We start from the raw sequence: 14,050 nt of genomic DNA, 5'->3' as shown, positions 1-14,050 counted from the left end.
ACCACACACATACAAGGGGCCACGAACATGAGCGAGTACGGCGAGATCGAGACCGGCCAGGAGCACGCCGAGGTCGAGCAGCTGCACCAGGTCGACGCGAGCGAGCAGGACTACCAGTCGCAGTTCGGCGTCTACGAGCAGGACCACGCGTCCGCCGAGTCGACGTCCTTCGACCAGGGCCGCCACGTCGAGTACACGGACCCGAGCGGCGCGCACTACGAGGAGTCGGAGTTCACCTCGTACGACCACAGCGCCGCCGAGACGGACCACGTCTTCGCCGCCGAGGGCTCCGAGTCCTACAGCGCCGGCGAGTTCCACCAGCTCGACACGCTGCGCGCGCAGCTGGACTCCGCGTTCGCCCAGGCGACCGTGGTCCAGGACGGCCCGGCGATCGCCGCCTCGTAAACGACACACCCAGCAGCGGTGCCGGTCAGCCTGAGAATATGGCGGGCCGGCACTGACTCGTGCGCGAGCGGTTCACCGCACACGCACCGGAAACGACGGGCGGGCCTCCGGAGCACCGGAGACCCGCCCTTCCTCACAGCTGCGTCAGACGTTGTACGGGATCCGCAGCGTCGACTGGTTGCCGTTGGCGGCGGACGCGTCGATGCGCACGGTGGTGGCCGCGTTGCCGATGGCGTTCCAGACCTCCAGGCGGACACAGCCGTTGCTCATCGCACCGAGGCTGCCGGTGGAGGAGGACAGACCCACCGCCTGCGTGTACGCCTCGGTCCCCGGCACCGGGTCGGTGGCGAAGTACCGGTACGTCTCCACTCGCTCGTAGCTGCCGTTGTTGGTGAGGTCGTACGACACCCGGGCCTGGAGGCCCTGACCGACGGTGTTCCCGGCGTCGACGTGCAGCGTGAACGCCGTCGCGTTGCCGTTCGTGCTGCCGGTGATGCCGCACTTGGTGTAGGTGACCGGGTTGTGCGGCGTGCCGTCCCAGTTGCCGTTGGCGGCGCTGACCGTCTGGGTGCCCGCGGCCGTCCCGGCGGTCGTGTTGAGCGCCGGTCCGCTGCGCAGGTAGAACAGGTTCGAGCCGACCGGGGGCTGCGACGACGGGGGCTGCGACGAGGGCGGCTGCGACGACGGCGGGTTCGACGTCGGCGGCTGTGACGTCGGCGGGTTGCTGGTCCCGCCGCCGCCGACCCAGGTGTACGCGCCGGTCGTGGCGGTCTTGCCGGCGGGCACGGTCAGCGTCCGGCCGTCGGAGAACGTCACGGTGAGCGGCGAGCCCGTCAGGTTGGACGCCACGTAGGTCTTCGCGCCGTTCTTGGTGAACACCGCGTACAGCGGGGTGTTCGCGGTGACCGACGTGTCGACCGTGCCGAGCGCGGCGAGGTTGCGCAGCCAGTGGAACGTGTGCGCCTTGCTCTCGCCCTCCTCCGGGGTGTAGCCGGAGTTGTTGCGGAAGTTGGCCAGGGCGGTGTCGCCGTTGCCGAGGCCCTGGAAGGACCACAGGACGTCCTGCCAGACGGTCGGCGGGCCGCCGTTGTTGGTGACCATCTCGTTCCAGTTGACGCTGTTGTAGGCCGGCTTGTAGCCCATGTACAGCGAGCCACCGGTGATCGGCAGCATGTTGATGCCCTGGATCATCTCCGGCTCGGCGGAGAACCAGGTGGCGTACGCGCCGCCGTCGCCCCAGACCATGCCGACCGTGTTGTGCGCGAACGTCGTCGGGAAGTTCTGGTTGGACGAGTCGAACCAGTACTCCTGGATCGCCTGCGCCTGGGTGGTGTAGATGTACAGGCCGGCGTCGCGGACCGCGGTGTTGCCGGTCGCCTGGCCCCACTGGATGAGGGCGTTGGCGAAGTTCATGCCCTCCGACGAGGACTCCTGGTTGTTGCCGGCGCCGAAGGCACCGTGCCCGGAGGCCCAGTCGTGACCGGCGTAGATGTCGAAGTCCCGCATGAACGGGAACATCGTGTCGTTGCGGTCGGGGTTGTTGGCGTCGCGGATGAGCAGGTTGACCATGCTGCCGTAGGCGTTGCTGGCGGCCCACGCCGAGTCGAACTTCGCCAGGGTCGCGGCCGCGGCGATGTAGTACCCGTAGTGGAAGTGGTGGTCGTTGAGCTCGCTGTCCGAGCCGTACGACGCCGGGTAGCCGATCAGGGTGCCCCAGTTGGCGTCGTAGACGAACAGCCGGGTCGCCTCGCCGGGGCTGGCGGTGAACCAGTTGGTGAGCCGGGTCCGGATCGCGTTGAGCAGGTTGTCGCGCTGCGTCGTGCGGCCGAGCTGGTCGGCGATCTCCGCCAGGCGCGCGGCGCGGCCGAGGCCCTTGCCGGTCCAGTAGGTGTCGTCGCCGAAGCCGGCCAGGGGGTCACCGGACGCGGCCTGGTCGAGGTACCCGGTGAGGGTGGCCAGGTCGGCGCCGCTGCTGTCGGCGACCGCGGGGATCTCCGGCAGGACACCCTGGTACTTCGTGCCGGTGGTGAACGACGAGACGCCGGTGAGGTTCTTCATCGGTCCCCGCGCGGAGACGTAGGTCTGCGCGATCGGGGTGGCGCCGGTGAGGTTCTTCCACTGGTGCGGGTAGAGCGACACGACGGTGCCGCTGCCGCTGCCCTCGCGGGCCGTGGTGGTGAACGCGTAGGTCGCGTTGACCGTGCTGGTGCCGGCGTTGTACGCCCAGCTGACCTTGGTGCCGGTCACGTGGTTGTGCGCGTACGTGCCGTACGTGTTGGCCAGGGCGGTCCGGTCGGCGGCGGAGGTGGACGGCGTCGTCGGCAGCAGCGCCACCGAGTAGTAGTCCTTGCCCGCCAGGGTCGAGGTGATGTTGTTGCCGCTGACGGTCCAGGTGGCCCCGGTCGGCGCGTAGGCGACGTAGTCGTGGCCGCGGACGGTGAAGCCGATCCGGGCGCCGCTGTTGCTCCACACGGCGGGCGCGCCGCCGAAGCTGAGCTGCGCGTTGCCGCCGCTGGTGCGGGCGTAGACGAACGGCAGGCCGTGGCCGATGGTGGCGCGCAGGGTGCGGGCGCCGTCGGACCAGTAGGGCGTCACCGTCCAGTCGGTCCAGCCGTCGACCTTGGTGTCCGGGGAGTTGAGGCCCGAGACGCCGAGGGTGAACTCCGTCGTGTACGGGTAGTGGTACTCCCCCACGCCGGTGGCGGTGCCGGAGATGGCGGCCTCGGTCGTGTAGCTGACGCCGAGCCCGTTGTTGGCCGGCTTGAACGCCATCGGGTGCGCGTTGAGCGGCTCTGAGTAGCTGCAGTTGAACTTCTTGAACAGCAGCGAGGACCACCAGTCGTTGGTGGGCACCGCGCCGGTGGGAGCGTTGGCGGTGACCCACTGCCGGGGGTTGGTGCCGATCGAGCCGCAGCCGGCCGGTGGGGCCTGGCCCGCGGGGCGGGTGGTGGCGTAGCTGCCGGAGCCGAGCGTTGCCGCGTCGGCGCTCTGCAGTGCGAGGAAGGTGACCGCGGTGCTGACGAGCGCGAGCGCTGCGGCACCGGCGAACCAGGGTCGGCCTCGGGTAAGGCGCATCGGGTGGGACTCCGATCAGAAGTGGGCGGCTTCTTGGGGTCCCTGGTGATTTTGGGCAACGCCTCTGACCATTGTCAATGGTCAACTTCAGAGAGCGCTCTCAGATACCGTCTTGAGCTGCGGTTTTATGCTGAGAGCGCTTCCCGCCAGTGAGTCAGCGCGAGGTGCAGGGCGGCAACCGCGCGGCGCCAGGACACCTCGACGTCGCGCGGGTCGTTGAAGCCGCCGCGGGCCTCCAGGTCGACGAAGCCGTGCAGCGTGCTGCGCAGCAGCCGCACGGCGTCGGTCGCGTCGGGCTCCCGCAGCCCGTAGCCGCGCAGCATCCCGTACGTGAGGTCGACGCCCTTCGAGGATCCGGCGGCCACCGGCTCCCCGACCGGCTCCTGCATCGCCGCATACCGCCCCGGGTGCGCCCTGGCGTAGTCGCGGTAGGCGTCGGCGAACGCGACGAGGGCGTCCCGGCCGGCCCGCCCGGCGACCGCCGGGCCGAGGAGGCCGGCGAACTCCGTGGCGGCCAGGACCGCGATCCGCTGCCGCAGGTCCCGCAGCCCCTTCACGTGCGAGTAGAGGCTGGCGTCCTTGACCCCGAAGTGCCGCGCGACCGCCGACACGGTCACGCCGGCCAGGCCGACCTCGTCGGCGAGGTCCGCGGCGGCCCGGGTGACGAGCTCGGCCGTGAGTCCCACACGTTTCACCCTAGCCACAATAGTCAGTTGCCTAGGGTCATTAGGCATCGGTACCGTCGGCGACGTGAGACCACTGAGCGAGCCCGACATCCGCGCGTCCTTCGTCAACTGCTCCAAGGGCGAGGCGAAACGCATCGCACTGCCCCGCGACCTGGCCGACCGGCCGTGGGACGACCTCGACTTCCTCGGCTGGCGCGACGCCGGCGCCCCGGACCGCGCCTATCTCGTGGCCCCCGAGGGCGACGCCCTGGTCGGGATCACGCTGCGGATCGCGGCCGCCCAGCGCGGGTTCCTGCGCCGCAGTATGTGCTCGCTGTGCCTGACCACCCACCCCGGCAACGGCGTGTCGCTGATGACCGGCCGCCGCGCGGGCGAGGCCGGCCGGCGAGGCGACTCCGTCGGGTCCTACATCTGCACGGATCTGGCCTGCTCGCTGTACATCCGCGGGCTGCGCACCCCGGAGGCCGGCGGCGGGCCGAAGGAGACGCTGAGCGTGGCCGAGAAGGTCGAGCGGACCCGCGGCAAGCTGGACGCGTTCCTGGCCCGGATCACCGAGGTCAGGGCCGGGTAAGTCAGAACCAGCCCTGCCGCTTGGCCCAGGCGAGCAGGGTGCCGGACATGACGGCCATGACCACGACGACCGCGATCAGGTGCGGCCACTTCGTGTGGTCGCTGACGATGAGGTTCATGCCGAGCACCGACGACAGCGCGGTGATCGGCAGGGTCACGGCGGCGATCACCGCGAGCCGCTCCGCGGCGATCGTCATCTTCGTCTCGGTCCGCGCCTGGTAGAACTCGATCACGCCCTGCAGGTACTCGCGCTCGCCGTCGGCGACGGACCGGACCCGGGCGAACTGGTCGATGACGTCGGCGATGTGGTGCTCGTCCCGCGGGTTGCGCGACAGGGTCGCCATCCGGCCGTAGATCTCGCCGCCGAGCGCGGCCATGGTGCGCACCGCGAGCAGCCCGTGCCGGGCCTGGAAGAGCTCCTCCAGGAACTGCTCGGGGTTGCCCAGGTGCCCGGCGGTGACCCGCTGCTCCAGCCGCCACACGTCGGCGGTCATGTCCTCCACGAGGGTCTCCTGCCGGCGGCTGATCGCCGACACGATCGCGTAGGACAGCTCGAACGGGGTGGCCGGCGCGAGCTTGCCGGCCTCGATGCGGCGCAGCACGTCGCGGGTCTGCCGCATCGGCACGTCCGGCGGGACCGCCGGGTTCGTCGGGCCGTGCACGGTGACCAGGAAGCGCCGGCCGATGAACTGGTCCAGCTCCACGTAGTGCACGTGCCCGCGGGCCCCGAGGTGCGGCGCGTGCAGCACGACGAAGACGTGGTCCTGGTACGGGTGGATCTTCGGCACCCGGTTGCGCTGCCCGGCGTCGCGCAGGGCGAGGGGGTGGAAACCGAACACCTCGCCCAGCACGCGCGCCGCGGCCGCGTCGCAGACCCGCACGTCGACCCACAGCAGCCCGTCACCGTCGAGGAGCCCCGGCAGCTCCTCGACGGTGTGCGTGCTCACCGCTCCTGACCGGATGACCCGGACGTCCATGCGGCCACGATCGCACACCCCGGCGTCAGCGGCCCTCGCCGGTGTCGATGACCGCACCCGCCTGATCGACGGCGACGCCGGTGACCGCTGAGGTGTCCTTCGCCGGTACTCCGGCGATCCAGGCGATGCGCAGCTCAGGGTGGGCGCTCCAGCGGACCGAGCCGTGGCCGGTCGACGTGGGCGCGGACAGGATGACCTCCTTGGCCGGGCCGACGTAGGTGAACAGCACGACCTTGGTGCCGCCGGGCTGGTCGAACTCCTGGCGGCCGAGGTAGAAGCCGATGGCGAACGGTGGGCGGGCGTAGCGGCCCAGGTCGCGCACCTCGGTGAGCGTGCCGGTGCCGTGATCGGTGCTGGCGACGAGGCTCGTGCCGCGGTCGTCGCCGTTGAACCACAGGACGAGCCTGCCGCCGTCGGCGAGGATCACGCCGGTCGGCATCGGGTCGCCGATCTGCACGGAGGTGTCGGCGATGACGATCTGCCCGTCGGTGCGTTGGACGTAGCCACCGGTCGCGACGACCTTCCCGCCGGCGTCGCGGGCGGTGAAGGCGAGGTCCGGAGTGGGGCCACCGACGGCGCTGGTCGGCCCGATCGCGATCCCGCCGCGGCGGGCCCAGAACACCGTCGTCCCGGGCAGGCCGGGCAGCTCGGTGGTGGTCGCGTCGACGCGCTGCCCGTCGGCGGTGACCTCGACGCGGAGGCCGGCCCCGTGCACGGCACCGTAGTCGACGATGCCGCCGTGGCCGTCCTCGAACTCCATGATCGTGGAGAACGTGCCGGGCTGTGGGGTCATGAGGCCGCCCTCGAGCCGGCGGAACCGCCCCGTCGCGGCGTTGAAGAAGCCTGCGGGCACGCCGTTCATGTCGTCGCCGGTGGCGGTGATGAAGAACTCCTCGTCTGTGCCGTAGGCGATCCCGGTCCGCACGGCGTCGTAGAGATCGACCTGCGGCTGGGAGGTCATGATGGGCGCGGCGTCCGACGGTGGCGGCGGGAGCGGGGACGGCCCGCCCGGCCCGGCGGCGAGGACGGTCATCGTCGCGCCGATCGGGACCAGTACCGACGCCGCAATCGTGAACAGCCCGCTCAGGCGGCGCCGCCGGGCCCGCTGCCGCACCTGCGCGAACGTCACCCGTGGCGCGAGGCCGGCGGTCTCGTCCCGCATCGCCTGCCGGAGCTCTTCGATGCTGCGCATCACCGCGCCTCCTTCGTCTCGCGGGCCGGGGTCTCGGCCGCCGGAACCAGATGCGGGTCGATCCGCAGCTTCCGCAGTGCGCGGGCGTTGGTGCTCTTGACCGTGCCGACGGCGACGCCGAGCTCGTCGGCGGTCTCCTGCTCGGTGAGGTCCAGGAAGTAGCGGCAGACGACGACGGAGCGTTCCCGCCGGGTCAGCCGTCGCAGGGCACGCGCGACGCCCTCCCGGGCGGCGACGCCGTCGGCGTGGTCACGCTCGGCCCGGGCCGGCTCCGGCACGTCCGCGACCGGCCGCTCGCGCAGGAACCGCCTGCGCCACCAGTCGTTGTGCAGGTTCACCAGGATCCGCCGGGCGTAACCGTAGGCGTCGCCGCCGTCGATGCGGGCCCAGGCGGTGTACGTGCGCACCAGCGCCTGCTGGGTCAGCTCCTCCGCCTGCGCCGCGTCCCCCGCGAGCAGGTACGCCACCCGGTACAGCCGGGCCGCGGCGGCATGCATGAAGCTGACGAACTGTTCGTCGCCGTTCTCGGGCATGCTCTCCATACTCGCCGGCGGGCGAAAAGGTTCTACCCGTCCGGGAGCGTGAAGGAGAACGTGGCGCCGTGGCCCGGCTCGCTCTGCGCCCAGACCCGGCCGCCGTGCCGGTCGACGATGCGCTGCACGGTGGTCAGCCCGATGCCGGTGCCGGGGAACTCGCTGCTGGAGTGCAGCCTGCCGAACGGGCGGAAGAGCTGGTCGGCGCGGTCCGCGGGGAACCCGGCGCCGTTGTCGCGGATGTAGAACGCCGGCGGCGAGCAGCCGATCTCGATCCGCGCCCGCGGGGTCCGGCCGGTGAACTTCCACGCGTTGCCGACGAGGTTCATCAGGACCGCGCGGACCAGCTCACCGTCGCAGGACGCCTGCATCCTGGGCTGGATGCTGACCTCCACGTCGCGCTCCGGGTCGCGCTGGCGCAACTCCTCCACGACGTCGCCGGCGACAGCCGACAGGTCCACGTCGCTGCGCTGGATCTGGCCCCGGTTGGCGCCCGCCAGCTGCAGCAGCGCGTCGATGAGCGCGTTCATCCGCCGGGCCGCCTTGTGGATGCGCAGCGCCAGGTCGCCGGGCTCGTTGCCGGTCTGCTCCTCCATCAGCAGCTCGCTGAAGCTGAGGATCGTCTGCAGCGGCGAGCGCAGGTCGTGCGAGACGGAGCCGCTGAACGCCTCCAGCTCCCGGTTGCGCCACTCGAGCTCCTCGACGAGCTCGGCGCGGGTCTCGGCGACCTGCCGGGCGGCGCGCTCCTCGGCGGCCTCCAGCTCCCGGCGCACCAGCTCGTCACGGATCCGCCGGTTCTGCTCGTGCAGCTGCTGCCGGCGGATGTGGGCCCGGATGTGCGCGCGCAGCGTGCTCACGCCGTCGTCGCGGCGCACGTAGTCGTCGGCGCCGGCGGCGAGGCAGTCCAGCAGCCGGTCGCCGCCGCCGAGCCCGATGACCGGCATGTCCCGCAGGCCCGGCACCGACCGGATGCGGGAGCACAGCTCGAGCCCGCCGGTGTCGTCGACGGCCAGCACGACACAGCCGGCGGGCTGCACGGCGAGCATCGCGAGGGCGTCGTCGGCGTCGGGCGCGGCGACCGGCTCGTAGCCCTCCTCCCGCAGCTGGTCCGCGGCCCGGTCCAGGAACCCCCGGTCGGGGTCGACGAGGAGCACCTTGACCTGGCCGTGGAAGGGGCCGGCGGCGGCCGGCAGCGGGGTGGCGGTGCTCTTGCGCAGCACCGCGGCCAGCTTCGCCAGGACCACCTCGAGGTTCTCCTGCTTGCGCACGAACGCGTCCGCGCCGGCGTCGAGGATCTGCAGCTCGGTCGCGTAGTCGTCGGCGGCGGTCAGCAGCAGGCACGGCACGTTGCGCAGGGTCGCGTCGAGCCGGACCCGGCGGATGACGGTCGCGCCGTCGATGCCGGGCAGGACCCCGTCGACGATGATCGCGCTGGGCGGGCGGGCCGCGGCGGCCCGCAGCCCCTCCTCGCCGCTGGCCGCGAGCACGACCTCGTAGCCGGCACCGGTGAGCAGGTCGCGCAGCTCCTCGCGGAAGGTGAGGCTGTCGTCGATGACCAGCACCGAGCGTTCGGCGGGCGCGTCGGTGCCGCGCTGCAGCAGCTCCCGGCTGCGGGCGACGACGGCGTGCGCGTCGTAGGGCTTGCCGACGTAGTCGTCGGCGCCGTGCCGCAGCCCGCGCAGCCGGTCGCTGACCTCGGCCTCGCTGGACAGCAGCAGCGCGATCACCCCGGTGTGGCGGGGGTGGGCGCGCAGCCCGCGCAGCAGCTCGACCCCGTCGGCGTCGGGCAGCAGCACGTCGAAGAGCGCGACGTCGAACTGTTCGGCGTCGAACGCGGCGAGCGCGTCGGCGCCGGTCGCGCACAGCACCGTGCGGAAGCCGCCCTCCTCGAATGCCTCGTGGAGGTCCATCCGGACGGTCAGGCTGTCGTCGACGATCAGGACCGTGTTCGCCATCCGACCTTCTCCGTCAGGCTCGCAGCGATCTGGTCCGGTGGCAGGATCTCCACCGCCGCGTTCAGGGCCACGGCCTCCTTCGGCATCCCGTAGACGACGCAGCTGCCCTGGTCCTGCGCGTACGTGTGGGCGCCGGCGCGGCGCATCGCGAGCAGGCCCTCGGCACCGTCGCGGCCCATGCCGGTCAGCAGGGCGCCGGTGGCGCCGGAGCCGACCTCCGCGGCGATCGACTCGAACAGCACGTCGACCGACGGCCGGCAGGAGTGCCGCGGCGGCCCGGAGCTCAGGTGCAGGTGCCCGCCGCGGACGGTCAGGTGCCGGTCCGGCGGCGCCATCACCACCTGCCCGGCGATCGACTGCAGGCTCTCCCCGCCGCGGGCGTAGCGCACCGTGTGACCCGTCTGCTCGGCGAGCCAGCCGGTGAACGCCTGCGCGAAGTTCTCGTTGGCGGCGAGGTGCTGCACGTACAGCAGCGGCACCGTGAAGCCCTGCGGGACGCCGCGCAGCAACGTGACGATGGCACCGGGCCCGCCCGTCGAGGCGCCGATCGCGACCAGTCGTCTCGGGATCTGGTGGGTACGCGCGGCGCCCTTGACCGCGGTGGCGGCGGCGCCGGCCGGGCGGTGCCGGGTCACGACCCGGATCCGGGAGACGACCTTGACCGCGGTGCGCAGCCGCGCGCCCCACGTGTCGTCGGAGGCGTCGCCGCGCGGCTTCTCCAGCACGTCGACCGCGCCCGCGGCGAGCGCGTCGTAGGTCGTGAACAGCTCCTGGCGCGACGTGGAGCTCACGACGAGGATCGGCGTCGGCTGGCTCGACATGATCCGCTCGGTGGCGACGAGGCCGCTCATGACCGGCAGGACCACGTCCATGGTGATGACGTCCGGTCTCAGCCGCCGGCACAGGTCGACGGCCTGGGCGCCGTCGACGGCCTCGCCGACGATGTCGAAGCCGTGCCGTGCCGTGAGCGCCTCGCGCAGGCACTGCCGTACCGTCGCGGAATCCTCGACCACCAGAACCTTGATCACGGGGCGCCCACCAGCTCCCGGATGTGACCGAGCAGTTCCTCCTGGTTGAACTCCGACTTCACCATGTAGGCGCTGGCGCCGGCGTCGGCGCCACGACGGCGGTCCTCCGCCGACGACCGTGAGCTGACGAGGATCGCGGGCGTCTCGCGCAGCACCGGGTCCTCGCGGGTCTGCGCGACGAACGTGAACCCGTCGATGCCCGGCATGTCGATGTCGACGAGGAACAGCGCGTAGCGGCGCACCTTGGCCCGCTCCAGGGCCTCCTCGGCGGAGGCGGCGAGCTCCACCTCGTAGCCCGCGGACTCGAGGATGCTGCGCTCCAGCATCCTGGTGGTGAGCGAGTCGTCGACGACGAGGATCGGGTCCCGGCCCGTCGCGGTGCTGGGCTCGCCGGTCACCGGGTCCGCGGCGGGCGCCTTCCCGGCGGCCGCCGCGGCGAGTCCGTGCGGGTCCAGCACGATCCGCGGGTTGCCCTCCGCGTCGATGGACAGGCCGTTGATGACGGCGCTGGCCGGGGCGAGCTCCGGCAGCGGCCGCACGACGAGGGCCGACGTGCCCAGCAGCCGGTCGACGCCGACGGCCACGACGCGGTCGCCGGCGGTGAGGATGACCGCGACGGCGCCGCCCGCCGGTTGCTGCGCCGCGGGGACCAGCGCCGTCGCCAGGGGCAGGAACGCGATGACGTGCCCGTCGTGCGCCATCGCGCCGGCCGCGGCGGCCGCGGCGACCTCGACTGCGCCGAGCAGGACGCAGGTGCGCACGGCGTCCAGGGGCAGCGACACGAGGGTCCCCGCGGCCTCGACGACGAGCCCCGACAGCGACACCAGCGACAGGGGGACCACCAGCTCGACGGTCGTGCCGCGGCCCGGCTCGGTGCTGACGTTGACCTCGCCGCCGAGCTGCTCGGCGACGTCCCGGACCGCGTCGAGGCCGATGCCGCGGCCGGAGATGCCGGTGACCTCGCCGGCGGTGCTGATCCCGCCGTGCATGAGCAGGCGCATCAGCTCCCGGACGTCGGCCTCGGCGCCGGACGGGACGAACCCCTGCGCCTCCGCCTCGCGGCGCACCGCGCCGAGGTCGAAGCCGCGGCCGTCGTCGCGGCACCGGAACGCGGCGTTCGTGCCGCGCCGGTGGACCTCCACGGTGACGTGCCCGGCGGCGGGCTTGCCGGCGGCGAGCCGCTCCTGCTCGCTCTCCACCCCGTGCGACACGGCGTTGCGGACCACGTGCAGCAGCGCGCCCGACGCGAGGCTCAGCACGTGCGGGTCGAGGCGCAGGTCCCCGCCGCGGCTGTCGAAGACGACCTTCTTGCCCTCGCTGCCGGCGGCGTCGTACGCGGCGCGGTGCAGCGTGGTGAGGACCGTGGCGACCGGCACCAGGCGGAGCCGTTCGGCGCGGCCGCGGATGTCGTCGAGCTCGCGTTCGACCTGCTCGACGGTCTCGGTCAGCTGCCGGCCGAGCGCGGTGAGGTCGGCGGCGAGACGGGTCGCCATCGCGCCGGTGCGGCCGTCGGCGCCGTCGGACTGCGCGGCGCGGATCCGCAGCTGCTCGGTGATCGCCTCGGCCGCCCGGCGGGCCCGCTCCACCGTCGCCACCTGGCGCCTGAGCGGGGCGAACCGGGCGTGCGCCTCGCCGACCGCGTCGAGCAGCTCGTCGATGTCGGCGCTGTCGCTGCGTACCGGAGCAACCGCCGGTGGGGTCTCCTGCGGTTTCTCGGGCGTCTTGTCGGTCTCCGGGGTCTTTTCGAGCGCTCTTGCGAGGGCCGTCATCCGGTCGGTGAGGGTCAGCAGGGCACCGACCGTCTCCGGCGGCACCGGCTCGGCCCCGTCCCGGAATGGCACCAGCAGCTCTTCCAGGGTGTGCGCGGCGTCGGCGATGTCGGTCTGCCGGACCACCCTGGCGGCGCCCTTGAGCGTGTGCGCGTGCCGCAGCAGCCGGGCCACGGGCTCGCGGTCCGCGCCGTCGCGGGTCAGGTCGAGGACGCCCTGGGCGAGCTGGTCGACCAGCTCGCCGGCCTCGATCCTGAAATACCGCAGCGGGTCCTTGGCCGCCGCGGGCGCCGGGGCGCTCAATGCTCGGAGCCGGCGGCGACCAGCCTGAGCAGCTCGTTGGAGAGCCCGGCGAGGTGGGTCGCGGTCTGCCTGGTCTGCACGGCGCTGGACTCGCTCTCCTGGGTGACCCGGGCGGTGTCGGTCACCGCGACGTTGACCTGCTCGACCGCGGTCGTCTGCTGCTTGGTGGACAGCTCGATCTCCCGCGCCGACTCGGTGGTCGTCGCGACGAGGTCGGCGATCTGCTGGAACGACGCGGTGACGGCGCCGAACTGCCGGGTGCCGGCGTCGACGGCCTTCGCACCGGTCTCGGTGGCCATGACGGTGGTGTTCACCGCGCCGCGCACGTCGTCGATGAGCGCCCTGATCTCCTTGGCGGATCCGGCGGTACGGTCGGCGAGCTTGCGGATCTCGTCGGCGACGACGGCGAAGCGGCGGCCCCACTCCCCCGCCCCGGACGCCTCGATCGTCGCGTTGATGGCCAGGATGTTGGTCTGCTCGGCGAGCTCGGACACCAGGTCGACGACGCCGCCGATCTGCTGGCTGCGCTGCCCGAGCTCCAGCATGTGCTGCACGATCAGGTCGACCTGGCGGCGGATCGCGGTGATCGACTCGCGGGCCTGCTCGATGGTCGCGTCGCCGGAGTTGGCCGCGAGGGCGGTCTCCTCGGCGATCTTCGCCACCCGCTGCGAGCCCTCGGAGATCTGCCGCGAGGTGATCAGCAGTTCCTCGATCGTCGTGTTGATCTCGCTCATCGCGGTCGCCTGCTCGCGGGCGCCGGTCGCCTGCTGGCTGGCGGCGGCCTCCAGCTGCGCCGAGGAGCTCTGGATGTGCCCGACCGCACCGGCGACCTGCCGGCCCAGCGCCCGGATCAGCAGCATCGCGATGACCACGCCGAGCAGCACGGCGACGATCGCGATGGCGATCACCGCGATGGTCGCGGTCCGCGCCGTGCCCGACGAGTCGTCGCGCTGCGCCGTCAGGTCCTGGCGCAGCAGCGCGCCGAGCTCCTCGATCTGCTGGTTGAGCGCCGCCCGCCGCGGCACGACCGTCTCCTCGAACGCGTCGGCGACCCGCTGCGCCGACGTGGCGGGATCCTTCCGCAGCGCCATGACCGCCTCCAGCGCGGTCTGGTGCGCCTGCTCGGCCTGGACGGCGCCGTTGAGCAGGTCCCGTTCGCGCTGCGAGCCGGTGACCTCGCGCAGCCGCTGGACCGTCTGGCTGAACTCGGCGCGGGCGGCGACGATCGCGGCCTGGAAGCTCTCGTCGCCGGTCAGCAGGAACCCGCGGGACGCGCTGCTCTTCTCCTCGACCGCGACCCGCAGCTGCTGCGCCTCGACGAGGCCCTGCACGCCGATGTCGATCACCTGGTCCTTGCCGGTGACCACGGTGCTGAGCGCGCCGACGGTGACGCCGCCGGTGAGCAGGGTCAGCAGCACGACGACCGCGAAGCCCGCGGCGAGCCGGCGGCCGAACGTCCATTGTCGGTTCATCGTTCCCCGTTCCTTGCCTTTCCCGCTGTTCCGGTCAGTCCCTCGATCGCGCGCTTTCCGGTCAGTGCCTCGCCGCTCTTCCGGT

11 protein-coding genes are annotated in these 14,050 nt (G+C 72.5%); 2 read left to right on the top strand and 9 right to left on the bottom strand.

Translation table 11 applies throughout. The annotated features are described in order from the left end of the window. Positions 1-27 precede the first annotated feature (27 nt). Complete coding sequence (locus ACZ6TV_RS26565; RefSeq protein ID WP_465299974.1) at positions 28-405, top strand: hypothetical protein; 378 nt, start codon at positions 28-30, stop codon at positions 403-405. Between the two features lie 144 nt (positions 406-549). On the opposite strand, the gene ACZ6TV_RS26560 is transcribed toward ACZ6TV_RS26565, so the two are convergent. Together ACZ6TV_RS26560 and ACZ6TV_RS26555 are read right to left on the bottom strand one after the other, a co-directional pair. Further along, entirely contained in the window at positions 550-3,480 is a 2,931-nt protein-coding gene (locus ACZ6TV_RS26560; RefSeq protein WP_465299973.1) for a glycosyl hydrolase, read from the bottom strand. Positions 3,481-3,605: 125 nt separating this feature from the next. Continuing rightward, positions 3,606-4,175 carry a TetR/AcrR family transcriptional regulator gene (locus tag ACZ6TV_RS26555; protein ID WP_465299972.1) on the bottom strand — a complete coding sequence of 190 codons (570 nt, stop codon included), beginning with the start codon at positions 4,173-4,175 and terminating at the stop codon, positions 3,606-3,608. A gap of 55 nt (positions 4,176-4,230) precedes the next feature. Here ACZ6TV_RS26555 and ACZ6TV_RS26550 point away from each other — a divergent pair, with 55 nt between their 5' ends. Next, on the top strand, positions 4,231-4,737 hold the full coding sequence (locus ACZ6TV_RS26550) for an FBP domain-containing protein (RefSeq protein WP_465299971.1): 507 nt from the start codon (positions 4,231-4,233) through the stop codon (positions 4,735-4,737). Position 4,738: 1 nt separating this feature from the next. Here the strand turns inward: ACZ6TV_RS26550 and ACZ6TV_RS26545 are convergent, their stop codons facing one another. Genes ACZ6TV_RS26545 through ACZ6TV_RS26515 form a run of 7 tightly spaced genes read right to left on the bottom strand, consistent with a single transcriptional unit; the run spans position 4,739 to position 13,965 of the window. Beyond that, positions 4,739-5,713: a magnesium transporter CorA family protein gene (locus tag ACZ6TV_RS26545; RefSeq protein WP_465299970.1), complete on the bottom strand. Its 975-nt coding sequence runs from the start codon at positions 5,711-5,713 to the stop codon at positions 4,739-4,741. Positions 5,714-5,738: 25 nt separating this feature from the next. Beyond that, entirely contained in the window at positions 5,739-6,905 is a 1,167-nt protein-coding gene (locus ACZ6TV_RS26540; RefSeq protein WP_465299969.1) for a hypothetical protein, read from the bottom strand. Beyond that, positions 6,905-7,438, bottom strand: coding sequence for a SigE family RNA polymerase sigma factor (locus ACZ6TV_RS26535; protein ID WP_465299968.1), 534 nt, complete (start codon positions 7,436-7,438; stop codon positions 6,905-6,907). The genes ACZ6TV_RS26540 and ACZ6TV_RS26535 overlap by 1 nt, the downstream gene beginning before the upstream one ends. 32 nt (positions 7,439-7,470) lie before the next feature. Further along, positions 7,471-9,393: a response regulator gene (locus ACZ6TV_RS26530; RefSeq protein ID WP_465299967.1), complete on the bottom strand. Its 1,923-nt coding sequence runs from the start codon at positions 9,391-9,393 to the stop codon at positions 7,471-7,473. After that, positions 9,375-10,421 (bottom strand): chemotaxis-specific protein-glutamate methyltransferase CheB, encoded by a 1,047-nt coding sequence (cheB, locus tag ACZ6TV_RS26525; RefSeq protein ID WP_465299966.1) that lies wholly within the window; start codon positions 10,419-10,421, stop codon positions 9,375-9,377. Before cheB ends, ACZ6TV_RS26530 begins: the two co-directional genes overlap by 19 nt. Further along, a complete protein-coding gene (locus ACZ6TV_RS26520; protein ID WP_465299965.1) occupies positions 10,418-12,493 on the bottom strand; it encodes a hybrid sensor histidine kinase/response regulator in 2,076 nt (691 codons plus the stop codon). Before ACZ6TV_RS26520 ends, cheB begins: the two co-directional genes overlap by 4 nt. Then, positions 12,490-13,965, bottom strand: a complete 1,476-nt coding sequence (locus tag ACZ6TV_RS26515; RefSeq protein ID WP_465299964.1) for a HAMP domain-containing methyl-accepting chemotaxis protein — start codon at positions 13,963-13,965, stop codon at positions 12,490-12,492. The genes ACZ6TV_RS26520 and ACZ6TV_RS26515 overlap by 4 nt, the downstream gene beginning before the upstream one ends. Between the last annotated feature and the right edge of the window lie 85 nt (positions 13,966-14,050).

The organism is Dactylosporangium sp. NPDC051087 (assembly GCF_055586325.1).
The sequence above is the reverse complement of the archived record's forward strand: the minus strand, read 5'-3'. Positions and strand labels throughout refer to the sequence as shown.